The sequence below is a fragment of the Paenibacillus sp. genome (assembly GCF_048976745.1).
In the GTDB taxonomy this organism is placed as follows: domain Bacteria; phylum Bacillota; class Bacilli; order Paenibacillales; family Paenibacillaceae; genus Paenibacillus.
In genome coordinates this window covers 283,736-306,255 of the sequence record NZ_JBHGUU010000024.1, presented here as the reverse complement: position 1 = coordinate 306,255, position 22,520 = coordinate 283,736, and the positions used below count along the sequence as shown (strand labels likewise).

Annotated in this window: 21 protein-coding genes; 13 read left to right on the top strand and 8 right to left on the bottom strand. The window is 45.7% G+C overall.

Annotated features, from left to right (window positions below; translation table 11 throughout):
• Window positions 1-20: 20 nt before the first annotated feature.
• The 4 genes from sufB to ACE3K2_RS27255 all read left to right on the top strand — a co-directional run bounded on the left by sufB (window position 21) and on the right by ACE3K2_RS27255 (window position 4,272).
• A complete protein-coding gene (gene sufB / locus ACE3K2_RS27270; RefSeq protein ID WP_421897513.1) occupies window positions 21-1,418 on the top strand; it encodes a Fe-S cluster assembly protein SufB in 1,398 nt (465 codons plus the stop codon).
• Window positions 1,419-1,700: 282 nt separating this feature from the next.
• Complete coding sequence (locus tag ACE3K2_RS27265; RefSeq protein WP_421897510.1) at window positions 1,701-3,053, top strand: jacalin-like lectin; 1,353 nt, start codon at window positions 1,701-1,703, stop codon at window positions 3,051-3,053.
• A 209-nt stretch (window positions 3,054-3,262) separates the two neighbouring features.
• Window positions 3,263-3,982: a M23 family metallopeptidase gene (locus ACE3K2_RS27260; RefSeq protein ID WP_421897507.1), complete on the top strand. Its 720-nt coding sequence runs from the start codon at window positions 3,263-3,265 to the stop codon at window positions 3,980-3,982.
• Between the two features lie 149 nt (window positions 3,983-4,131).
• Window positions 4,132-4,272 (top strand): hypothetical protein, encoded by a 141-nt coding sequence (locus ACE3K2_RS27255; protein ID WP_017689533.1) that lies wholly within the window; start codon window positions 4,132-4,134, stop codon window positions 4,270-4,272.
• Between the two features lie 134 nt (window positions 4,273-4,406).
• Here the strand turns inward: ACE3K2_RS27255 and ACE3K2_RS27250 are convergent, their stop codons facing one another.
• Together ACE3K2_RS27250 and ACE3K2_RS27245 are read right to left on the bottom strand one after the other, a co-directional pair.
• Entirely contained in the window at window positions 4,407-5,456 is a 1,050-nt protein-coding gene (locus ACE3K2_RS27250) for an HD-GYP domain-containing protein (protein WP_421897503.1), read from the bottom strand.
• A gap of 123 nt (window positions 5,457-5,579) precedes the next feature.
• Entirely contained in the window at window positions 5,580-6,326 is a 747-nt protein-coding gene (locus ACE3K2_RS27245; RefSeq protein WP_421897500.1) for a molybdenum cofactor biosynthesis protein, read from the bottom strand.
• A gap of 120 nt (window positions 6,327-6,446) precedes the next feature.
• Here ACE3K2_RS27245 and ACE3K2_RS27240 point away from each other — a divergent pair, with 120 nt between their 5' ends.
• The 7 genes from ACE3K2_RS27240 (at window position 6,447) to ACE3K2_RS27210 (ending at window position 13,197) form a co-directional block, all read left to right on the top strand.
• On the top strand, window positions 6,447-7,877 hold the full coding sequence (locus ACE3K2_RS27240; protein WP_421897497.1) for a bifunctional metallophosphatase/5'-nucleotidase: 1,431 nt from the start codon (window positions 6,447-6,449) through the stop codon (window positions 7,875-7,877).
• Window positions 7,878-7,950: 73 nt separating this feature from the next.
• Window positions 7,951-9,072, top strand: a complete 1,122-nt coding sequence (locus ACE3K2_RS27235; protein ID WP_421897494.1) for an HD-GYP domain-containing protein — start codon at window positions 7,951-7,953, stop codon at window positions 9,070-9,072.
• A 220-nt stretch (window positions 9,073-9,292) separates the two neighbouring features.
• The gene (gene yfkAB / locus ACE3K2_RS27230) at window positions 9,293-10,429 is read left to right on the top strand and encodes a radical SAM/CxCxxxxC motif protein YfkAB (RefSeq protein WP_421897491.1); all 1,137 of its coding nucleotides are present in this window, start codon (window positions 9,293-9,295) and stop codon (window positions 10,427-10,429) included.
• 46 nt (window positions 10,430-10,475) lie between these two features.
• The gene (locus ACE3K2_RS27225; protein WP_421897488.1) at window positions 10,476-11,846 is read left to right on the top strand and encodes a hemolysin family protein; all 1,371 of its coding nucleotides are present in this window, start codon (window positions 10,476-10,478) and stop codon (window positions 11,844-11,846) included.
• Between the two features lie 183 nt (window positions 11,847-12,029).
• Window positions 12,030-12,269: a spore coat associated protein CotJA gene (locus tag ACE3K2_RS27220; RefSeq protein ID WP_253432997.1), complete on the top strand. Its 240-nt coding sequence runs from the start codon at window positions 12,030-12,032 to the stop codon at window positions 12,267-12,269.
• Window positions 12,259-12,534 carry a spore coat protein CotJB gene (locus ACE3K2_RS27215; protein ID WP_421897485.1) on the top strand — a complete coding sequence of 92 codons (276 nt, stop codon included), beginning with the start codon at window positions 12,259-12,261 and terminating at the stop codon, window positions 12,532-12,534. Before ACE3K2_RS27220 ends, ACE3K2_RS27215 begins: the two co-directional genes overlap by 11 nt.
• 93 nt (window positions 12,535-12,627) lie before the next feature.
• Window positions 12,628-13,197 (top strand): manganese catalase family protein, encoded by a 570-nt coding sequence (locus tag ACE3K2_RS27210; protein ID WP_091014606.1) that lies wholly within the window; start codon window positions 12,628-12,630, stop codon window positions 13,195-13,197.
• 171 nt (window positions 13,198-13,368) lie between these two features.
• Here ACE3K2_RS27210 and ACE3K2_RS27205 read toward each other — a convergent pair whose 3' ends face one another.
• From ACE3K2_RS27205 to ACE3K2_RS27190, 4 genes are all read right to left on the bottom strand, one after another.
• Window positions 13,369-14,361 (bottom strand): 3-oxoacyl-[acyl-carrier-protein] synthase III C-terminal domain-containing protein, encoded by a 993-nt coding sequence (locus ACE3K2_RS27205; protein WP_421897481.1) that lies wholly within the window; start codon window positions 14,359-14,361, stop codon window positions 13,369-13,371.
• A gap of 54 nt (window positions 14,362-14,415) precedes the next feature.
• Window positions 14,416-14,766, bottom strand: coding sequence for a hypothetical protein (locus ACE3K2_RS27200; protein ID WP_062833535.1), 351 nt, complete (start codon window positions 14,764-14,766; stop codon window positions 14,416-14,418).
• Between the two features lie 187 nt (window positions 14,767-14,953).
• Window positions 14,954-15,322, bottom strand: coding sequence for a carboxymuconolactone decarboxylase family protein (locus ACE3K2_RS27195; RefSeq protein WP_421897478.1), 369 nt, complete (start codon window positions 15,320-15,322; stop codon window positions 14,954-14,956).
• Window positions 15,323-15,334: 12 nt separating this feature from the next.
• Window positions 15,335-16,966 (bottom strand): thiamine pyrophosphate-binding protein, encoded by a 1,632-nt coding sequence (locus tag ACE3K2_RS27190; protein ID WP_421897475.1) that lies wholly within the window; start codon window positions 16,964-16,966, stop codon window positions 15,335-15,337.
• A 411-nt stretch (window positions 16,967-17,377) separates the two neighbouring features.
• Between ACE3K2_RS27190 and ACE3K2_RS27185 the strand changes: the two genes are divergently transcribed.
• The gene (locus tag ACE3K2_RS27185) at window positions 17,378-18,349 is read left to right on the top strand and encodes a Gfo/Idh/MocA family protein (RefSeq protein WP_421897472.1); all 972 of its coding nucleotides are present in this window, start codon (window positions 17,378-17,380) and stop codon (window positions 18,347-18,349) included.
• Between the two features lie 180 nt (window positions 18,350-18,529).
• Here ACE3K2_RS27185 and ACE3K2_RS27180 read toward each other — a convergent pair whose 3' ends face one another.
• Window positions 18,530-20,248, bottom strand: coding sequence for a methyl-accepting chemotaxis protein (locus ACE3K2_RS27180; protein ID WP_421897469.1), 1,719 nt, complete (start codon window positions 20,246-20,248; stop codon window positions 18,530-18,532).
• A gap of 291 nt (window positions 20,249-20,539) precedes the next feature.
• On the opposite strand from ACE3K2_RS27180, the gene ACE3K2_RS27175 reads away from it, so the two are divergent.
• A complete protein-coding gene (locus ACE3K2_RS27175) occupies window positions 20,540-21,226 on the top strand; it encodes an HAD family hydrolase (RefSeq protein WP_421897466.1) in 687 nt (228 codons plus the stop codon).
• A gap of 95 nt (window positions 21,227-21,321) precedes the next feature.
• Here ACE3K2_RS27175 and ACE3K2_RS27170 read toward each other — a convergent pair whose 3' ends face one another.
• The gene (locus tag ACE3K2_RS27170; protein WP_421897463.1) at window positions 21,322-22,500 is read right to left on the bottom strand and encodes a YheC/YheD family protein; all 1,179 of its coding nucleotides are present in this window, start codon (window positions 22,498-22,500) and stop codon (window positions 21,322-21,324) included.
• Between the last annotated feature and the right edge of the window lie 20 nt (window positions 22,501-22,520).

Sequence of the window (22,520 nt, the reverse complement as noted above, 5' to 3'; positions counted from 1 at the left end):
CGATAGGGAGGTAGAGCAAGATGGCTAAAAAAGCACCAGAAATGGAAGAGTATAAATATGGTTTTCGCGATGAGCACAAATCCATCTTTCAAACCGGTAAAGGTCTGACACCAGAAGTCGTTACCGAGATTTCCCGGATTAAGAACGAACCGGAATGGATGTTGGAATTCCGACTGAAATCCTTGAAACAATTCGAAAAGATGCCAATGCCAAAATGGGGCGGAGATCTCGATGGATTGGATTTCAATGAAATTCAGTACTACGTTCGTGCTTCTGAAAAACAAGGGAAAACATGGGAAGAGGTTCCTTCTGAAATCAAGGAAACCTTTGACAAATTGGGTATCCCTGAAGCAGAACAAAAGTTCCTGGCAGGGGTATCGGCTCAGTATGAGTCTGAGGTTGTATACCACAACATGCAAAAGGAATTGGAAGACCAAGGTGTAATCTTCATGGATACGGATACGGCTCTCAGAGAGCATCCGGAAATCCTGCGCGAATATTTTGCAACAGTTATTCCGCCAGCAGATAACAAATTTGCTGCATTGAATAGTGCGGTATGGTCCGGAGGAAGCTTCATCTACGTGCCTAAGGGCGTTAAATGTGAAGTGCCTCTGCAAGCCTACTTCCGGATTAACTCCGAGAATATGGGACAATTCGAGCGTACACTCATCATTGCGGACGAAGACAGCTTTGTTCACTATGTAGAGGGCTGTACAGCTCCGATCTACAGCACGAACTCACTGCACAGTGCGGTCGTTGAGATCATTTGTAAGAAAAATGCCCGTGTTCGTTACACAACGATTCAAAACTGGGCACCAAACATCTACAACCTCGTTACAAAACGTGCGGTTGCAGAAGAAAATGCAACAATGGAATGGGTCGATGGTAACATCGGTTCCAAACTGACGATGAAATATCCAGCGGTTGTACTGAAAGGCCGTGGAGCTAAAGGTTCCGTACTTTCCATCGCTGTTGCCGGTAAAAACCAGCACCAAGATGCAGGTGCGAAAATGATCCACTTGGCTCCGGATACAACATCTACGATAGTATCCAAGTCCATCAGTAAACATGGTGGTAAAGTAACGTACCGTGGTTTGGCTTCCTTCGGACGCCAGGCAGAGGGCGCGAAATCCAACATCAAGTGTGATACACTGATTCTGGATAATGAGTCCACATCGGATACCATTCCTTACAATGAAATCATGAATGATAACATCATGCTGGAGCATGAAGCTACGGTATCCAAAGTATCCGAGGATCAACTCTTCTACCTGATGAGCCGCGGTCTGACGGATGCAGAAGCTACACAGATGATTATCATGGGCTTCATTGAGCCATTCACGAAGGAATTGCCAATGGAATACGCCGTTGAGATGAATAGATTGATCAAATTCGAAATGGAAGGCTCTATTGGTTAATACCGATACAGCGCCTTTTGAAGCTGTGAAGTTGAACCTGACTGTTGATATTAAGTGGCAGAAGGGTTCAGTTGATCGCTTATGAATATAAAAAAGATCAAGGGAGATATTCCCTTGATCTTTTTTTGTTGCCCAAAAAAGATGATGAGTAAGTGGTATATGGGATCAATGGGTCAGATATGTCTGACCGAACTATTAGATTATACAAATGAATAGAACAGATTTATTCTTCCCTTAATGAATGTTACATATATTTGAATAGATTCTAATATGAGGTGGGATATGATGCGAAGAAATATAGTTAAAAAGGGAGCAGCGATAATATTGTCTGCTGTTGTTGCCTTTACGAGCTCTCCGTTATTTTTATCAACGGCGAATGCAGCAGAAGGTGGGACGGTATCCGGTTCATTCAACGTGCTTAGTTATAATGTAGGTGGTCTTCCCGATTTGGTATCCAGTTCCAATCCCAAGGAGTACACCGTTCAGATATCTCCCAAATTAAATGAATATGACATCATTAATGTGCAAGAGGATTTTAATTATCATAATGAGTTGATATCCCAGGTCACTCTGCCCTATTTAACGACAACAAGCGGAATTGCAGGTTTTGGTAGTGGGTTGAACAGTCTGTCCAAGTTTCCATTCCGTGACTTGAAGCGTATTACCTGGGATAAGCGATCCGGTCTTTTTGACAATGGAAGTGATGAATTAACTCCGAAAGGATTTACAGCAGCTACATATGAGATCACACCTCAGGTGAAACTGGACGTGTACAACTTGCATGCAGACGCAGGGAGCGATGATAAATCGCTTGAGGCCAGACGAGATAATATCAGACAACTCTCCAATTACATCAAGGAGCACTCGGACGGGAACGCGGTTATCGTATTTGGGGATACCAATACACGGTACACCCGTGCGGCTGACAATATAGAGTTGCTCATGTCTGAGAATGGATTAAGAGATCCGTGGATCGATTTGATTCGAGGTGGAAGCATTCCAGCTGATGGGGATGCTCTTATGGATGCAAGCGATATACATGGCCCGAACTATGAAATAGTCGATAAAATTTTGTATCGCGGAAGTAAAGCGGTGTCCCTTAATGCACAGAGTTATCGTTTGGAAAATCAAACGTTTGTTGATCCGAGTGGAAAGCAACTCTCTGATCATTATCCGATTACAGCGGAATTCTTGTACAGCACATCTTCTCAGTACCAACTAAGTTCAACGATTGGAGGATCTGGGGGGACCGGTTTTAATGATCTGGATCATATTCCGGAGTCCAGACCTAGTTCAGTGGTGCTTAACTCGGGCAATCGTGTAGACGGGATTTCAACGCTGTACAGGGATGGAACGAATCTGACACATGGTGGTCAATCAAACATTGCCACACTTAACTTGGCAGACGGAGAGTACTTAACCGAGGCAACCATTAGTCAAGGGACGCGAAATGGAAATAAACGGATCTTTCACCTGGAGTTGTTGACCAATCATGGGAATAAAATTGAAGGCGGACAAAAGACATCGGATCAAATTAAACTTGAGGCACCAGCCGGTTGGTATATAGCCGGATTTTATGGAAGAGCAGGGCAGGAAATCGATCAGTTAGGTGTCATATACAGACCTCTGAATTAGGAGTATGTAGTGGTTGAACTAAAAACATAATATATGTAACTGATAGAGTAATCATAGTAGCATAATACGCCGCTTGGAAAATACGTTGGAGAGCCACAAGGTTTTCCCCAATGTTATTCTGGGTGGTGTTTTTTTGTAATAAAATAAGACCAATAGCACAAGCCATTTCATAGATTTAAGCATCTAATGATAGAAAAGGATGTGAGTGTATGAGCGTGAACCCTTTCGAGGGATATCGGATTACAAGTTCATTCGGCTATCGCATTCATCCCATTCATGGTGGACAGACATTTCATCGCGGAATTGACCTCGTGACAGAGCCCTGGAATGGTCCCGTCTATGCCTTCATGGAAGGTAGGGTACGTTTTGCTTCCGAAGGAGTTACAGGCTCCGGATTCGGCGGTTACGGGCTTACAGTTGCCCTTCAAGATCATCGAGGTTATTTGCATTGTTATGCTCACCTTTCGCGTATTGCTGTAACTGTTGGACAGCGAGTGAAGCGAGGTCAGCTTATCGGGAATCAGGGAAGCACCGGTCAGAGTACTGGACCGCATGTACATTATGAGATTCGTAAAACAAGTACGCCCTCTTACGGGTATACAGCCAGCGAAGATGGTGTGACGGAACCTGGTGCATATCTGGAGGCCGAATACGGAACTGTGACTCAGGAACAGGAGGATCCGCCGATGACCACTGAGCAGAAGAGAATAGTTGAAGCCATGCAGAAAACGCTGGAGATTCAAGGGGGATGGATTCAGCAACAGCAGCAACTTTCCAATATGGATTGTCCCACATGGGCGCAGCAAGCATTTGATTATTATCGACCGTTTATTATGAATGACAAAGGCAGTTATGAATTTTGGAGATTACTTGTTATCATGTACCGCAAGGAAAAAGGCATCCAGGTTCATTCGGACTCCGACATATAGATCTCTGCAAAGAACAGGAAGTAGCAAAGGCTGATCCACTCAGGTAGATACAGACAGACAACCATTTAACGAATGTTGCCTGTTCGCCCGGTTCATTCCACTGGAAACGTCATATGTTAGGGTATACCTGATGAAGAGGAGGCAATCACATGAGCGAAGTTGGATATGGCTGTGGGGGCAATGTAGGCGGAGTAGGCGGCGTTGGTGGATACAATATGTTCACTAACACTGGTGCAATCTTGGTACTGTTCATTCTGTTGGTTATCATCACAAAAGCATTCTGCGTGTAATCCAACATAATAGAATCGGAATAAACAAAGGGAAGCCGATTACGGCTTCCCTTTTGTCATATGCCAACATGTAAGTTGGTTATTTAAGTTACTTCTTTTTGGTTCTTCGTATGCATGCTGTCTACAATGAACAGTTACTGTACATAGATCTCAACAATAGCAATATCTCTTTCTTTCGCTAAATCGATAAAGGCCGTGGAGGTCTGAACGAGTGGTCGGAAGTAATCTGCAGGATTATTCATCACAATTAGTCCCGTCTGACCCGTGGTGAGCAGAACCCTTTTACCGATAAAATTAGGCAGCATGTGTTTGATCAGTTCCTGCGTTGCTTCAGCATTTAGCTGACCGAAGCTAAGGCTGTACAATTCACACAGAACAGAGATGAGTTCCTGTTTGGTCTGGTATACCCGATTGGTCGTCATGGCGCTGTAAACGTCTGCTACAGCAGTTATACGGGAATATGGGTGGATCTCGTCTCCACGCAGTCCATGAGGATAACCACTTCCATCCTCGCGCTCATGGTGCTGAAGTGCCACCGTTGCCAGAATTTCATCCTGAGTGGATTCTTTAATGATATCGTACCCATAGAAGGTGTGTTTCTTCATTTCATCAAATTCTTCTGTGGTCAATTTACCAGGTTTATGTAACATTTCAGAAGGAATCTTGGACTTGCCAATATCATGAAGATATCCTGCTTTGGCTACCGTTAGACATTCCTCGGGGTTATAACCCATCCAGCCGGCGATATAAAAAGCGAGCATTCCGACTTGCAATGAATGGTTATACGTATAATCGCTATCCCCGTCCAGCATAAGTAACAAGGAGACAACATCTTTTTGTTTTTCCAACTGTCCCGTTAGGGTAAGCAAAATCTCATCGACCTGTGTCTCATCAATAAAACCCTTCTCCATCGCTTGTTGAAATAGAGATTCAGTACCTTTGATCGTATCGTTAAACAAGTTAGTTAACAGACGGGTTTGATCGGAAGGTAAGGTTTGTGCATCAGAGTGTAGGTCGGATGTTGTGTGTTCTACATCTGCGTACTCGATTCCATGTTGCAGCAGTTTGGATAGGTCATCTTCACTGAGGGTGGAACCTTTCATCAGCATGTGGAGACCCGAACTGTTGTATACATCATTTTTTAACAGGTCACCCGGTTTAAGATCAGTAACATGCACTCTCACGTATAAACCACCTTTTCTCGACTAATATCGACACATATGATTATAATAACAAGAAAAAAATGGGTTGACAACGACTTATTTACTATTAACCCACTCTGTCTAAAAGGTGTAAAGGCTCATTGTTTAGTCCTCCATGGGGTTCCATGGTCCTAATTGATGTCCCTTCCATTCAGATCCATCTTCCCAGATTTCCTTTTTCCAGATCGGAACGGTCTGTTTGAGTCTTTCTATGGCGTAACGGCTTGCATCATAACAGTCGTTGCGATGAGGCGAGGAAACGGCAATGACTACACTAATCTCTGCCACATCCACTTTGCCGATTCGGTGACTGATTGCACATAACACACCAGGCCAGCGATCGGAGATTTCCACACCAATGGCCGCCATCTGAGAAAGAGCCATCGGCACATAGGCCTCGTATTCAAGATGGACGGTGCGCTGTTCACCAGTCATTTCACGAGTCGTACCTACAAAAGTAAGAGCTGCCCCGTGATTCGGTGTAATCACTAATGCGGTTGTTGCTTCCACAGACAAGGTGGACTCTGTGATTAGAAATAAGCCATCTTCAGTCCGATGCTCCAGGGAGGCAGAGCGATGTTTCTCATCGGAAATATCTGTACCATCGCCTCCAGAGACGGGAGGAATCAACGCAAGTTCATCTTCTGAGCTAAGTATAGTATCGGCAGGAGCGTATTGCTGGTTAACTGCCAAAAAGGATGTCTTTATCTGAGAAGCTGCTTCGGGGTAGGCCAGACTCAGTTTTTCTTTTAAGTCGGCAGCGGTTGGAATGTCTCCAATATACTCAAACTCCAGAAGGGATGTATTTAAACGTTCTGCAATGCCTGCAAATAGTTGAATTGTCAATTTCATAGATAGGACTCACCTCTTTTTGTTCTCTAAACCCTTTAAATATATCATAACGAAGCGGAAAATGTTATGCTTATCCATTAGAAGAATGAACGTTTATTGAAGAGCAGGGGAGGCGGTGTGATGAGCACCAGGGAGAAGCAAACATTAACGATTCTGCACACCAATGACATCCATAGCCACTTTGGCTCCATGAGCACCATCGCCGCTATGATCAATGAAGAACGTGACCAAGGTGGCAACATCCTTGTATTGGATATCGGCGATCATATGGACCGGATGGCCGTTGAAACAGAGGGAACGCTGGGTACGGCTAATGTTGATGTTATTAACCTGACGGGCTACGATGCCATTACAATTGGTAATAACGAAGGACTGACATTTACGCCAGATCAGCTCTCACAATCCTACGCTGGACTTCTGTGTCCTGTGGTATGCGGCAATGTTGTGGAGCAAGATACGGGTCTTCCGCCCGTATGGATGAAACCTTCTCTGATTGTGGAGAAAGGTCCATTTCGCGTTGGTCTGCTGGGGGCAACCGCGCCATTTACCACGTTTTACGAACTGCTTGGGTGGGATGTTTTGGACCCTGTGGAGTCACTAAGACCACAAGTGGAAGCATTACGTGATGAAGTGGATGTGGTGGTTATTCTTTCACATCTGGGACTTTCGACAGATCGGAGACTGGCGGAGCAGATTACTGGAATTGATGTTATCCTCGGTGGACATACCCATCATGTTCTCGAAGAACCACTAGTCATTGGTCAGACCGTGCTGGGCGCAGCCGGGAAATTTGGCCAATGGCTTGGGAAAGTGGTTCTTGAACGAACAAGCGTGGGAGAACCTCTCCAACTGGTAAGTAGCGGTTGTATGGCTGCCAAGCGTACATTACTGGATGATCATGTCGCGCTGGCAATTGCCACGAATCGTACGGAAGCCGAAAGGACACTTAATCAGACGGCAGTGATAACGGATCGGGTGTTGCCCATCGCGTATGACCGAGAATCCCCGTTTGCAACATTGCTTGCACAAGCTGTTCGTCATTTCACGGGGGCCCAGCTGTCTCTGGTGAATGCAGGCCAGCTTCTCGGAGATCTTCCACAAGGTAATATTACAAAAGGAATGTTGCATTCCCTATGTCCATCTCCTATAAATGCTTGTACAATATGCTTGAGTGGAAGTCATATTCGTGAAGCACTTGAGCAGTCCTTGTTGGACGATTATTCAGGTAAGCCTATTGTGGGATTTGGTTTTCGTGGTCAAATTCTAGGTACATTATGTATCGACGGAATGGAAGTTCAATACAATCCACATGCGCCTGCCTATGAGAAGATCCAGACCATATCCATCAATGGGAAGCCGATGGACGAACAAGGTGAGTATATCGTTGGAACACTGGACATGTTTACGTTCAATGTGGGGTATCCTCCTCTGGCTCAAGGATCCCGTACGCTCTATCATCTTCCGGAATTCATACGCGATTTGCTGGAAACGGAAATAAAACGACCAGGGGCTCTGGACGACAGCCTGCGAGCCCGATGGCGTCAAAGCTAAATTAAAAGTACTTGCCTTCTGCTGAAGCGGCGGCTAGTGGTAATTACATCTACGGAGCGGGAGAGGATAGGCTGTGCGTTTAGTACATATAAACTTATTGCAGCCTGGCATGAAGCTGGGGAAACGTATTTATAGTGAAGAAGGCCTTGTATTACTTAGTGAGGATGTAGAGCTAACCAGTCGGTTGATTGGACGTCTCAAGGATCTCGGAGTCGGTTATGTGTATATTAAAGATGCTGCGACAGAGGACATCATTGTTCCTGATATGTTGCAGGAAGAGACCAGAAGGAAGGCACTGGTAGAAATCAAACAGCAATTTCAGAGCATGTCAGGACTGAAAACCAAAAGTCAGATTCCTCATTTCGGTAAAGCGCTCAGTGGTGTGATGAATGCCATTCTGGAAGACATCGGCAGTCAGAAGGAAGCCATGATTATGCTGATGGACATGAACGCCAGCGATTTTGACCTGTATAATCATTCGCTGAATGTATGTGTGTACACACTGGTTCTTGGTGTCGCTTCGGGTTATACACGCCAGCAATTAATGGAGATTGGTCTGGGTGCTTTGTTGCATGATATCGGCAAGACACAGATTGCACCAGAAATCTTGCATAAACCCTCCAGATTGAGTGACGAGGAATTCAAAATCATTCAGCAGCACACTACATATGGGCACCGTATTCTCAAAGATGAACCAGGCATACCGCTTCTATCTGCGCATTGTGCATTGCAGCATCATGAACGAATTGATGGTAGCGGGTATCCCTTCGGGTTGAAAGACAAGGAGATTCATGAATATGCCAAATGGATTGCGCTTGCTGATTCCTATGATGCCATGACGACAAATCGGGTGTACAAGCAAGCCTTGCTGCCGCATCAGGCCGTCGAGGTACTGTATACAGGCTCAGGAACCCTCTATGAACAGCGGATGCTGGAGAAGTTCAGGGATTGTGTCGCAATATACCCGGTTGGTATTTCAGTCAAGCTGAGTACAGGAGAGGTTGGGGTAGTTGCATCTATTCATTCACGTGTTCCTCAACGTCCGCTTATCCGTGTTCTCAAAGATGCGGACGGCCAGACATTATCTTCCCCTTATGAAATTAACCTGCTGACGGCTCTGTCTGTGATGATCACAGGTGTAGAAGGTGTGGAGGATACACCTTCAGCGGCCCAAAATGAACAGGTGGAAAGCTGAACAACTTGAAAGATGATTAACGCTCATGTCGTAATATCCGGGCCGTTTCGTGATTCGGTCCAGAGTTGCCTGAGCGTTTTTTGTCATGTAATGGACAGGGTCCACATATGCCGGAACATTGAAAATTGTGCTATGATAAAAGATAACTCCAAAAAGAGGAACACCAGGTATGATGTAAATAAAACTTTTTAGGTTAATAAAAGGAATAAGGTGAAGAACAATGACCATGCTAAACTCAGGATCGATACAACCGATGCCTTTATCGCCGACGAATGATCCGTGGGATCCGATTGGCTCTCTGCGTACATATGGACGCCATGTGCTGACCAGTGTAGAAATGACCGTGACACATCTGTGCAATATGAGGTGTGAGCATTGTGCGGTGGGAGATATGCTTACGATGCGTGAAGCGCCGGCTCTTCCGCTCCCTCTGATGCTGAAACGATTGGATGAAGTGGAGCATCTGCAGACGATTAGTCTGACGGGTGGCGAGCCAAGCTTTAGCCAGAAAACAGTGGATGAGATGATCATCCCACTGCTCAAATATGCCAAGGAACGTGGAATTCGTTCCCAGATCAATTCGAATTTAACACTGGATATCAGCCGGTATGAGCAACTGTTACCTTACCTGGACGTGATGCATATATCTTTCAACTATCTGAATGCTGACGATTTCCATCAGGTTGGATTTGCGAATAGTGGCAGACCTGTGAAACGTGAAGTAGCAGTGAAGATGTATGAGAAAATGATTGAAAATTCCCGCAAATTGAGTGAAGCAGGCATGTTTATCTCTGCGGAGTCCATGATTAACTTCCGTACGCACGACAAGCTGGATGGGATTCACCAATTGATTCGTGAGATGGGCTGTGTTCGTCATGAAGTACATCCGATGTATAACTCAAACTTCGCTTCGTCGTTGCCCGTGTTATCACTGGACCATATGAGAGCAGCGATTCATCGTTTGCTTGATGTGCGTGACAAGGATATGTGGATGCTATTCGGAACACTACCGTTCTTCGCTTGCAGTGCAGCAGAGCAGGATCGGGAACTGATTAACCGACTGTACAGCGAACCAAATGTGACGGTACGCAACGATCCGGATGGACGCAACCGCGTGAACGTTAACATGTTTACAGGCAATGTGTACGTGACGGATTTTGCGGATATCCCGGCGTTTGGCAATATTCGAGATCGTAAGCTGGATGATGTGTTCCATGAGTGGTCAGCAGAACATCCGCTCAATCAGACAGTTAACTGCCATTGCGATATGGCTTCTTGCTGTGGGCCAAACCTGCTGGTGGCAGATATGTACTACAAAGGTGTGGATTTCAAATCAAGAAAGGCAATCACACGTTGATATTCCAGGTGTATTCCTGAAATAGATAGAAAAGGGGAGTTTCAACTTGGATATTCATACCGAATTTCATCTTGGGCAGCTGGTATTTAATCTGGTCTGTGTCTTTTTGCTCGTATTTTTGAATGGCGTATTTGTTGCAGCAGAGTTTTCTCTTGTGAAAGTAAGGCAGACACGCTTAACTCAATTGCAGAGTGAAGGAAACCGTATGGCTGGTTATGCATTGAAGGTGAATAGTAAACTGGATTCCTATCTATCGGCAACGCAGTTTGGGATTACGCTGACATCGCTTGGACTTGGGTGGCTGGGAGAACCGGCCATCTCCGAATTGCTCGTGGAGCCACTGATGTTTAAACTTGGTGTAGGAGATACAGGGCTTATATCGACGGTATCTGTCATTATCGGTTTTTGTATCATCACGTTTCTGCATATCGTGCTGGGTGAGCTTGCACCTAAATCGTTGGCAATTCAAAAAACAGACGGAGTGGCATTGTTCTTATCAGCACCTCTGCTGTTGTTCTACAAAATTTTCTTCCCGTTCATCTGGGTATTGAATATATCGGCCAATGCATTGCTGCGTCTGGCCGGGATCGAACCTGCCAGTGAAGGAGAAGCTCACTCGGAAGATGAGCTTCGTATTCTGATGAAGCAGAGTGCCAAAAGCGGGGTCATTGATAAGGATGAGATCAAACTGATGGATAACATCTTTGATTTCTCCGATATGCTGGCACGTGAAGTCATGCTGCCTCGTACCGATATGGATTGTTTGTATACCCACATGTCTTTGGAGGAAAATCTGGAGATTATTAATGCAACCAAACATTCCCGGTATCCTGTGGCAGTCGAAGACAAGGATGAGATCATTGGGTTTATCCATATCACCGATCTGCTGCTCGCTAAACCGGAGCAACAACATGATCTGGCTTCACTTGTCCGTCCCATCTTGAATGTTCCCGAATCCATGGAGATCAGCCATGTGCTGCGTCTGATGCAGAAGAAACATTCTCAGATGACGCTGGTTGTGGATGAATATGGCGGCACAGCTGGATTGCTGACTGCGGAAGAAATTCTGGAAGAGATCGTGGGAGACTTGTATGACGAGTTTGAGGATGAGCGTCCGCATATGGAACGCAGCGGGGATTCATTTTCCGTTGATGGTCGTTCGCTTATTGAAGAAGTTCATAAGTGGACCGGTGCCATCATTGAGGATGAAGAGGTGGATACCATTGGCGGATGGCTGTTTAAAGAACTTGGAGGTAGTCCAGCTAAGGGCAAAACCAAGGAACTGAATGGATACGTTTTTGAAGTGGAAGAAGCCACTCGCTTGCGAATTACCCGGGTTCGAGTGTACAAGCAATCTGTCTCTCAAAACTCTCAAAACTCTCAAAACATAAATTCGGAAGATCAGTCCACACAATAAAAAAAACCTCAAACAGACCTCTGTAAGTACCGCCTTTATGGTGGACTTTCAGAGGTTTTTTTTGATGTGTCAGCTTAAAGTGGATTAACTTACCAACCTGAAACATATGGATATAGAGACGGGAAACAATCGATTAAAATGGATGTTGCATACATGTGAACATTGAGAAAGGAGAGTTGTTCTGTGAAAGATCCGCAGCTTCGAGCATACGTTCCGTTTGTGGGACCGTTTGATCCTTGTCCGCCTGTAGAGATTCGAACGTATCTGGTTCCTCCGCAATTATTTATTCCGTTTCAGCCTATGGGGTGGCCGCAGTACAGCCCGGCGGAAGCTTTAAGAATCGGAACGTTGTGGCCAGCATTGTACAGCCCTTATACACCAGCGAGATCCAAAGGGAGGAAGGTGGAATCGGATGGAGCCTGAAGTGCCCAAAGCCTGTGATGCAAGGTATTATGAGATGTTAGAGGAGCTCCAGGCACTGGATTTTGTATTAGTTGAGCTGAACCTGTATCTGGACACCCATCCGGGTGATTTTCAGAGTATTGAACAGTACAACAAATTCAGTCAGGAGCGCATGAGAGTTGCACATGAATTTCAACAATTGTACGGACCGCTGATGAACTTTGGCCATGCATTCTCCAAATATCCATGGGAGTGGTCACAGACACCATGGCCATGGCAGGTTTGAAATAACGCCTCGGGTTTCCGTGCAACAGTGTAACGCCGGGGACTCGGGGAATATGCCAGCAATTTCGATTTTATTCAAAAAGGAGGGCTCTGCATGTGGGTGTATGAGAAAAAATTGCAGTATCCTGTTCGGGTTAGCAAATGTGATCCTCATATGGCAAAATTGCTGGCTGAACAATATGGGGGAGCGGATGGTGAGCTGGCGGCAGCTCTGCGGTACTTGAACCAGCGGTATACCATTCCGGATAAAATTATAGGGCTATTAAATGATATCGGCACAGAAGAATTTGCCCATTTGGAAATGATTGCCACCATGATCTACAAGTTAACAAAGGATGCGTCGGTGGAACAATTGGAGGAAGCGGGACTCGGGCCGAACTATGCTCAGCGCGATTCTGCCTTATTTTACACGAATTCCTCAGGTGTACCTTTTACTGCAGCATACATTGCTTCAAAGGGAGATCCGATTGCGGATCTGTATGAGGATATTGCAGCAGAAGAGAAAGCCAGGGCTACATATCAATGGTTAATCGATCTGACCGATGACGTGGATCTGCAGGATAGTCTGAAGTTTCTGCGGGAACGGGAGATCGTGCATTCGTTACGGTTCCGTGAGGCCGTGGAGATTCTGAAAGACGATCGGGATACGAAGAAGATATTTTGAAAAGGTGGAAATAGGATCCTGGCAGTCCGGTGAGGGCTGCTTTTTGTTTTGGAGTAATAGAGAACTGGAAGAAGTGTTTATGCTGAAATTGGGGTTGCTTTCTAATAAAAAAGACGACCCATTTTGAAAAGAAAAAGGATCGTCCTGGTTATAATTTTGGCGAATTAAGGCCTAGTATTCAACCACCATGGCAACATTTTGCCACCCGGCTCCAACGGTCCAGAACAAGACTTTGTCACCACGCTGAATCTGCCCGGTTGTAACCGCTCGATGCAATGCGATGAATGGACTGCTGGTTGATGTGTATCCGAACTCATCTCCGATATAGACAGCTATATCATCACCAATGCCAACGTTCTCGGATACAGCCCGAATGTTACTAATGGATAGCTGAGAGAAGCAGGCGGCTCTGATCTCGTCTGGTCCAATCTCGTTGCGTGTCAGCAAGGTACGAATGGACTCTGAAGCGGCATCCACACAGATCGAATCATCAAATGGGATGAATTTCACATGAAAGGCACCTGCATCTACACCTGTTTTGCCCAGCTTCGCCAAACCTTCTGCAGGAAAAAGAGAATTGCCATACACGCAGGTATCCGTCTGATAGATGGAATCAATGAAACCGACAGCTTGTTCATCCCGCTCTATAATAACCGCCGCTGCTGCATCACCAAAATTGGCGAAGTATACGGGATCATCGGGACTGGCGTGAGGAGCTACGTAATCAGAGCCAATGATTAAAGCCCGGCGAATTCGAGGATTGCCCAGCATCTGCCGGCTAACCTGTTCAAAAGCAGCAGTCATGCCTGCACAGTTCGCATTACTGTCAATGCAGATCGTGTGAGAAGCTCCGTTAATCAGGCGATGAATCATCAGGGAATTCGTAGGAAAGATGTATTCTGGCGTTTGGCTTGCATAAGCAATCAGATCAATATCTGCACCGGTAAGTCCGGTTTTTTCCAGTAGATTACTGGTTGCCTCAAAGGCCATGCTTAGTGAGTTTTCGTCATCGTTGTCAATTTTATAACGTGTATCACGACCAAGTGCCTTTAACAATCCACGAATATCTACACCTCTTGCATCAAAATGTTCAATATAAAAATCATTGTGCACCTTGGTTGCTGGATGATAGATATCGATATCTACAATACGAATTCCGGCCATCTTCATTCTCCTCTTAAGCGGAAGGGTGAATTCACAGCTTGTCCGCCTGGTTTATTAAGTGGTAACGGTAGATATGATTTCGAGATTGTCCAGGCCAACAGACCGACCAAGTCGGGACAATTGCATTTTTAGAATCGCGTTGTTCTCGAGGGTCAACACGACTTTTTTATATTCATCTTTTTTGAACATTTGAAGGCAGCCTTCCAAAAGAGGAACAATCTCCGGAGCAGTAACATTCAATTTTTTGCAATCGATGTTCAGGTCATACTCCTTGGTGTTAATAGGAGCGATCGTATCCTGATAGGCCGAGATGGAACGCAAACCGTCTTCTTGAGAGAAAGAACCCTCCAGTTCAATGTTTAACACCTTGTTTGGAACGTCAGTCTTAAGAATGAAATTTCCCATGCTTGATCTCTCTCCTTTAAATGAGTTAAGGCTATCCTGCTAATGGTTACACAGCCCCATTGAACCTCTGCTGAATGCTTCTAAGATGAGAGCTGGTTCGAAGGATAATTTAACCATATTATAAAGGTAGGAATGTAAAAAGATCAATAAAAAAGTCGAATCGTGTATAAAAATGTAGAAAAGTGAATTACTGTATTTCATCCAAGGTGGCCAGCAAAATATTAAATGCGCTAATAATGCGCGGGGCACCCACGCATGGTGCCAGATGCAGCAATATTCCCTTGATCTGATCCACCGTCACTCCCACACTCAGAGCCATTGTGTAATGTACCCCCAATTGTTCATACTGCCCTTGGGTAATCAATGAAGAGATAATAGCAACTTCCTTCCATTGATCCGTAATCGTGGTGCGCTGAAAAATATCCCCGTATGCCGTCCCCATAATAAATTCAGACAACTCGGGAAAATGTTCTTTGATGGGGGCTAGGGCTCTTGCACCGTACTCCCCGGAAAGTTTAGCAAAACGGTCGAGTCCCTGAGCTACATGTTCACTCATGATCTGCTCCTCCTAATTCAAAGTTACGGTGCGGTGAGCCGTGGGTGGAATTTCATCCCGATCCGTCAGAAGTTCAATAACAGTTACCTGATTTAACGTCTGGGCGGTGTTCAGCGCAGATGAGAACTCAGCAAGGGTCTCTGCTCGAAACGCAACCGCACCGAGAGATTCGGCAAATTTGGCTGCATCCATAGGCACTTCATATACTGTGCCATCAATTCTGCCTGTTGTTTTTTCCATTCCTTTGAGTGCCATGTCCAGTTGTTTGTTATTAACAACAATGAAAATGACATTCAGATTGTTGCATACCGCGGTATGGATCTCTGTCCCCAGCATCATGAAACATCCGTCACCGGTGATGCATACAACGGTCTCTCCTGGTGAAGCGGCCTTAGCACCTATCGCCATACCAATGGCATTACCCATGCATGCAAAGTACGCGTCAAACACAAAGCTGCCTGGTTTCTTGACTTTATATCGCTGGACCGCATGAAATCCATGGCTGCCATCATCGACAAACAGCTTATGATCGTACGGAAGCATTTCACTCATCCCGTCCAGCACAGAAGCCAGAGAAAGATGGGGGAGATCTGGTAAAGGAGTAGTGTAATCCAGGGGTGTCAAGGTTCTCGTTGGAGCAGAATGGTCGATCAGTGTACCCAGTAAATATTGCAGGTTTTCCTTCAAATCACCCGTGATATGTAAGGTTTGAGCGCTCAGTATCTTGCCCACAAACGTAGAATCAGCGTCAAATTGAATAAGGTGTGCCGGGTGGTTCTCAGGCTTCAGATTGCAGAGGGTCATATCACTCAGACGTGAACCGAGTACGATATAAAGGTCACTTTGGTTCAGCATGTCGTCTGCATGCGGGAAGCCACCCACACCACAAGGTCCATGGTACAGGGGATGGTCCCACGCAATCGCTCCTTTTCCACCAGGAGTAGTAATAACGGGAATGTTGAACGATTCGGCCAAATGAAGTAATTCATCATGGGCTCTGGCACGACTTACACCTTTACCAGCAATAATTAAAGGGCGGTTGGATTGTTGAATGAGAGGAAGAATGCGATTCAGGTTAGATACGCTAAGTAGAGGTTCTGGTTCGGGAATGACAATCCGGCATTGAGATAACAATTCGGTTTGTACGTCAAAAGGAAGACAGAGGTGAACGGGGCCTTTATTGGGGCCGAGTGCAATGGAAAGGGCATGATTCAGCAGTGTGCCGAAGTGATCTCCACGCTCAACCAATTTGCTGAATAACGTAGCAGGCCTGAACATCTCGGCCAGATCGGCCAGATAGGAAGAGGAGTCCTGACACTGCGGTAACCCCAGTTCCTGAATGGATTGATGACCCGTAATAAACAGTACGGGCAGATTGTTGGCCTTTGCATGGGCTGCAGCCGTAAGCAGATTGGTTCCGCCTGGACCGGATGTGGCAAAGGCAACGCCAAGTTTACCCGTCTGTAATGCATACCCGGATGCGGCAAATCCTGAGCTGGATTCATGACGGCCTGGAATGAATTCTAATCCATAATCTACCATCTTCAGGACGGCAGGACAGATGGATTTACCAATAATACCAAAGACATGAGTAACGCCTAAATTATGCAGAGTTTCTGCCAAATAGTCCGCAACTGTTCTCACGCGGGACACCTCGCTTCATGAAATAGGTTAATCGAACCATACGCATATTCCATTTGTTGAATGCAAGTTAATGTCTAAGGTTGTAAGAGGAAATATTCATTGTTATTAGGAAGAGTATCTTTTTTTGTGGTTTTTTGTCAACTTGTTTTTATGAGTCTAATTTCCTGAATCTTAAGTTGGTAACGCTTTAAGTGTTGCTGGATAAAGCAAAAATAAATGGTTATATATCCCTGCAACGAATTACCCAATCAATAGCGGGTGACAAATAATGTAAAATAATGACTGGCAATGATGAATTTCAGTCTCTGATAGCGACTTGAAAGCTGGGTGATTATTTTTTTTCGTATCAACGCATCGCATTCGTAATTCTTTGCTTTCTGCTATACTGGAAAGGAATTGGGAGGGGATGAAATGGTAGTCATCAAGATGGCTCTGATTGGTCTGGGTAAAATGGGATTACATATGGTTCATCAAATCGAGAATACAAAGATGGATACAAAGATTGATATTGTAGCGGTGTGTGATGCGAATGAGGAAGGTTTGGCGTCTTTTGCAGCTTCTCGTCCCGGGGTTCGAACGTATACGGATTACAAGCAATTGATGAATGAACATCAAATTGATCTGCTGTACATTGCAGTTCCGCCGAAATTTCATTATCCGGTTGTTATGGCAGCACTGGAGCGCAAAATTCATGTGTTCTGCGAGAAACCGTTAGCCAATAGTGTGGAAGAAGCGAAAGAGATGTTGGATGCAGCGGAGCAGGCGGGTGTCGTTCACGCCATCCACTTCTCTATGCCTCATGAACCTTCCGTGCTGAAGTTGCAAGAGATGATTGAGCAGGGTACCGTGGGGGCAATTCGCAAAATAGATCTCATTCTGCAATTCCCGCAGTGGCCACGATCATGGCAACAGAATGCATGGATTACGAGCCGGGAACAGGGCGGATTTATTCTTGAAGTGGGCATTCACTGGATTCATATGATTCAAAGCGTGTTTGGTCCCATCCGGGTAGTGAGTACTCAGGTTCAATATCCTGAGAATGGAGAATGTGAACTAGAAGTACAGGCTGCTATGGAACTGGAAGATGGGACTCGAATTCAGCTAAACGGCATCTCTCAATTTGCGGGAGAAGAACGTGTATCGATGGTGGTGTACGGTACAAAAGGTACGATTGCCCTTGAAAATTGGGAAGAATTGAAGACGGGGCTGGTGGGGCAGCCACTGTCTCCAGTGGAAGTGCTTGAATCTGACAGCGAACTGCCTGTACTTAAACATGTCATTGCCCGTGTACAAGGCAAACCAGCTAAGATATATGACTTTAACGATGGATATCAGGCACAGGTTGTGCTTGAAGCGCTGCGAAACACGGGACAATGGAGATAAGAAAAGGTGCAATCCGTTTTACTCATGGAAAAGGCACCAGTGTACCTTTTCCATGATAAGCTCCCGTTAACACCAAAGAAGCATCGCAGAGGCTCGTGTGAGCCGTCTGTGATGCTTCTTTGCTTAGATATATGCACGCGATAAGCTATATAGATATTTTCATCCATAGGTGGGTCGGGATCAAGCAAGCTTGAATCGTTTAACCAGTTGATCAAGTGCATCGGACATTTCATTCAACTGTTTGGACGTATCAGACATTTCCTGCAAAGAAGCCAGTTGTTCCTCCGTCATCGCAGATACTTCTTCTGTAGCGGAAGCGGTATCCTCCACAACAGCCGATACTTCATGAATGGACCTCATCACGGCCTCGCTACCGGAAGTTAACTGCTCGACAACAGCAGATACCTCCAGAACTTCACCACTGAGGTTATGAATATGCTGAGTAATGGTTGAAAACGCATTACCTGCATCCTCAATGGTTCGCAATCCTTCATTCACATGTAGAGTACTCTCATCGACCACCTGAACCGTACTTTGAACACCTGCTACCACGGTTTCCAATATACTTGTAATCTCTTTGGCTGAGGTTGCACTCTGGTCTGCAAGATTACGGATTTCCGAGGCCACGACAGCGAAGCCACGTCCATTTTCCCCGGCACGGGCCGCTTCGATTCCAGCGTTAAGTGCAAGCAGATTCGTTTGTCTTGCAATACCCGACATGGAGTCTGCAATGTTGATCACCTGATCAGACATCTTCGAAATGTCATTAATGGCTTCCTGTACAGAGAGGAAGGATTGTTCAATGGAACTCATTTTGCCTACCGCATTATCAATGCGTTGTTGCCCATCCACGGCAATGGATTCGGTACGCACAGCACGTTCTGCCACATCACCTGCCGAGGAGGCGACACGATTAAGTCCGGTCAGGGATTGCTGCATCGCAGCTACCATGGTTTGCGTAAGAGCAACCTGTTCATCAGCCCCTTCAGCGACACGTTCCATGGCAGTGGCAACCTCTTTTCCAGCAAGATGGCTATCGGCAACCCCTTTATCCAATCGATCGGAAGCAGTACTCAGAATCATCGCATTGCTCTGAACATCCAGCATCATTTGCTGCAAACCAGCGAGCATAGTGTTGGCTGCCTCCGCAAGTTCACGAGTTTCATCTTTCATTGGCGTAGCAATTCTCAGTGTCAGGTCACCATTGGAAGAACCGATGTCATTCAATGCCTGCTTCACGGTACGGATGTTCTTAACAATGGCACGTGACAGGACCAATGCAGTGATGAACGAGATAATGGCCACCACGACAAGTGCCCCATACAGTTCCAGGTTCAGGAGTACATTTTTTTGCTTCAGCGCTTCTGTACGATTTTCGGTTAATGTATGCTCATTGGTTCGAAACGTATCGAGGGCAGTGCGAATCTGGTCCATGTCTCTTTTACCGGGATCATCTGCAAAAAAATCTCGAATGGCTTGTGTATTATTTGCTTGGCGAAGGGCGATCACAGGTTCTCCAGCGACCTGGACCCAATCCTCCATACTAGTATGTATATCTTCCAGAAGTGCAAGTTGAGCCGGATTGTCCGAAATTAAAGCAGCAAGTTCATCTCTGAGTGTAACAAGTTGCTCTTTTCCCTGGGTGTAGGGATCAAGGTAATTGTCCTGACCCGTGATGATGTAACCACGTTGACCTGTTTCCATATCGACCATGTTTCTTTCGATTTCGTAGGTTAGGGCGTGTACTTTCATATCGTGATCAACCAGAAAATCCAGTTCTCGTTGAAGCTGACTTGTGCTGTTCTGAATCAGCAGGATGCAACCAGCCAGTACAGCCAACACGAGTAAATATCCTAATCCGATCTTATAAAAAATCTTGAAGGCCTTATGCTTTTTCATGTTTGTTATTCCTCTCTATGGGGTATATGTAGTTGTCGAAAAAAGCGGAAATGTGATAAATGTAGGTCTTTAGATAAGGTGTCTAAAGCACTATTTTTTAGTATTATACGTAAAGAAAACACTTTTGTATATAGTTTGTTTAACTATAATATAATGTTTAGGGGATTTTGTATAAGGTTAGTGGGATGATGTTTACAATCGTTGGTTTACACGTTCAAACGTTATGTTTATCATGGGAAGGGAACGATTCCAATTACACATACATATCCCAATCCGAAAGGAACATTGGACATGACTAAAAAGAAGGTATTGCTCAAACCGGAAGCAATGATTTTTGACATGGATGGTACGTTATTCCAGACAGAGACCCTGTTGTTGCCAGCTTACCAGCAACTATTTGATACATTGCGTGCCGAAGGGCATTTTGAAGGAGAAACTCCACCCGAGGAACGGATGCTGGGAAGTTTGGGCATGTTGCTCGAAGATATATGGAAAGTGGTTATGCCTGAGGCATCGGAAGCGGCACATCGCCGGGCAGACGAACTGCTGCTTCAACTGGAGATTGAGGGGCTTGATCAAGGAAGTTCTCAATTGTATCCGGGTGTGAAAGAAACGCTGCAAGCATTAAAACAACAAGGAGTACGTCTTTTTGTCGCAAGTAATGGGCTGGAGGACTACGTAAAAGGTGTAGCGTTTGCACACGAGATTATGCCTTTCTTTGAAGGGGTATACAGTGCAGGCCAGTACAAGACTCCCTCCAAGATTAATCTGGTGCAGATCCTGCTTGAGAAACATCGTATTCAGGACGCATGGATGGTAGGGGATCGCTCTTCTGATGTGGAGGCTGGTAAAATGAACGGTCAGGCGGTCATCGGCTGTGCCTATGCCGGTTTCGGCCGTGATGAGGAGCTTGCGGGCTCAGATGTGCTCATCTCTGATTTTACAGAACTGCTGCGTCTGTATGATGAAGCAGAGTAAGGCTAGTCGCGGATCAAAATGTCAGTAATCATATGAAAGCCCCCAATCCAAGATGTATCCAAGGGTTGGGGGCATTTTTATTGGGGATCAACCGATCATCTTTTTTTGCGTGTTTTCTTCAATGCAGATGGCCTGTTGCTTGCAAGCCGGGTGGTTTTTATTGGTTTGACCGGACGAATGGCTTGGTTGCGATATAGCCAAAGGGCGTACTCCAGCGGTTGAGTGATGGCTTTATAATAGATGTCCCGCTCACCGATGCGAGCAAATACTTCACGTGCAGGTTTGGGGTTAACTTCTAGCAGGTAGATACGTCCGCTTCTGTCAATCGCCAAATCCAGTGCCAACTCACATAGGTCCCCATACGTATCTTCCAGAAACGAAGCAACATCAATGCCAAACTTCTCTGCAGTTGTGTTAATCTCTGCACGGAGATCATCATCCTCGATCCATTGCTTCATGAGCCGATTCATCGCTACTGCCTGACCGCCGCCATGCAGATTGGAGGTTACGCTTTTTTCTGCACCCATACGTCCGGCACATCCGGTGAGCTCCCATTGTCCTTCTCCATTCTTCTGAACCAGCATGCGGTAATCATGCACACGCCCATTCGGAAGCTGAAGTTGAATGCCCTTTTGTACAAGATACTTGTCTTTCATATTCCAGTGCTGGAGCAACGAGCCTAGTCGTGATAAATGAACTTTACGTGGAGTGATGATACGTCGTTTCTGATCCCGCCCCTGAACAAGCACCGTATTCGCCTCGCTACTGCCACGTTCAATGCGCAGAATACCACGTCCGCCTGTTCCATTAATGGGTTTGAGATAGACCAGAGAAGAAACTTTGAGCATCCGATTCACATCAGACATATCCTGAAATAGTGTGGTTTCCGGCAGGTGCTCCCGAAAGTTGGCCTTTTGCAAAAGGGTCTGGTGGATGGTCCATTTATTGCGCAGAGGTCTGTTCAGAAAGAGCAGATGCCCATATTTCTCACGAAAAGCAAGCAATTGCTGGAACCTGCGATTACGCTGAATCCGGCAGCGATCAAAGATTAGGTCCGGGAATGATCGCCACTCCCTGGACCAGCCTTTTCCCTCATGAAAAACCATGGCTTCAATCTGTTTGCCGCCGGGGTGGACGTCGGCTGGTGTGAACACATAGATATCGAGTCCCCGCTTGCGCCCTTCAACAATCATTCTGCGATAGATGGTGCGTTCTTCAAGAGCGCGATGTTCATTTAAGTACAACGTCATAATGCCCAGAACAGGTGAGGACACAAACAATCACCTTCTTTTTG

Excerpts from the sequence above, each read along its gene's own strand:
- ACE3K2_RS27255 (WP_017689533.1), top strand. The coding sequence starts at position 4,132 with ATGAGCGAAGTTGGATATGGCTGTGGGGGCAATGTAGGCGGAGTAGGC.
- ACE3K2_RS27240 (WP_421897497.1), top strand. The coding sequence starts at position 6,447 with ATGAGCACCAGGGAGAAGCAAACATTAACGATTCTGCACACCAATGAC.
- ACE3K2_RS27210 (WP_091014606.1), top strand. The coding sequence starts at position 12,628 with ATGTGGGTGTATGAGAAAAAATTGCAGTATCCTGTTCGGGTTAGCAAA.
- ACE3K2_RS27200 (WP_062833535.1), bottom strand. The coding sequence starts at position 14,766 with ATGGGAAATTTCATTCTTAAGACTGACGTTCCAAACAAGGTGTTAAAC.
- ACE3K2_RS27215 (WP_421897485.1), top strand. The coding sequence starts at position 12,259 with ATGGAGCCTGAAGTGCCCAAAGCCTGTGATGCAAGGTATTATGAGATG.
- ACE3K2_RS27185 (WP_421897472.1), top strand. The coding sequence starts at position 17,378 with ATGGTAGTCATCAAGATGGCTCTGATTGGTCTGGGTAAAATGGGATTA.
- ACE3K2_RS27245 (WP_421897500.1), bottom strand. The coding sequence starts at position 6,326 with ATGAAATTGACAATTCAACTATTTGCAGGCATTGCAGAACGTTTAAAT.
- sufB (WP_421897513.1), top strand. The coding sequence starts at position 21 with ATGGCTAAAAAAGCACCAGAAATGGAAGAGTATAAATATGGTTTTCGC.
- ACE3K2_RS27265 (WP_421897510.1), top strand. The coding sequence starts at position 1,701 with ATGATGCGAAGAAATATAGTTAAAAAGGGAGCAGCGATAATATTGTCT.
- ACE3K2_RS27195 (WP_421897478.1), bottom strand. The coding sequence starts at position 15,322 with ATGAGTGAACATGTAGCTCAGGGACTCGACCGTTTTGCTAAACTTTCC.
- yfkAB (WP_421897491.1), top strand. The coding sequence starts at position 9,293 with ATGACCATGCTAAACTCAGGATCGATACAACCGATGCCTTTATCGCCG.
- ACE3K2_RS27205 (WP_421897481.1), bottom strand. The coding sequence starts at position 14,361 with ATGGCCGGAATTCGTATTGTAGATATCGATATCTATCATCCAGCAACC.
- ACE3K2_RS27180 (WP_421897469.1), bottom strand. The coding sequence starts at position 20,248 with ATGAAAAAGCATAAGGCCTTCAAGATTTTTTATAAGATCGGATTAGGA.
- ACE3K2_RS27260 (WP_421897507.1), top strand. The coding sequence starts at position 3,263 with ATGAGCGTGAACCCTTTCGAGGGATATCGGATTACAAGTTCATTCGGC.
- ACE3K2_RS27175 (WP_421897466.1), top strand. The coding sequence starts at position 20,540 with ATGACTAAAAAGAAGGTATTGCTCAAACCGGAAGCAATGATTTTTGAC.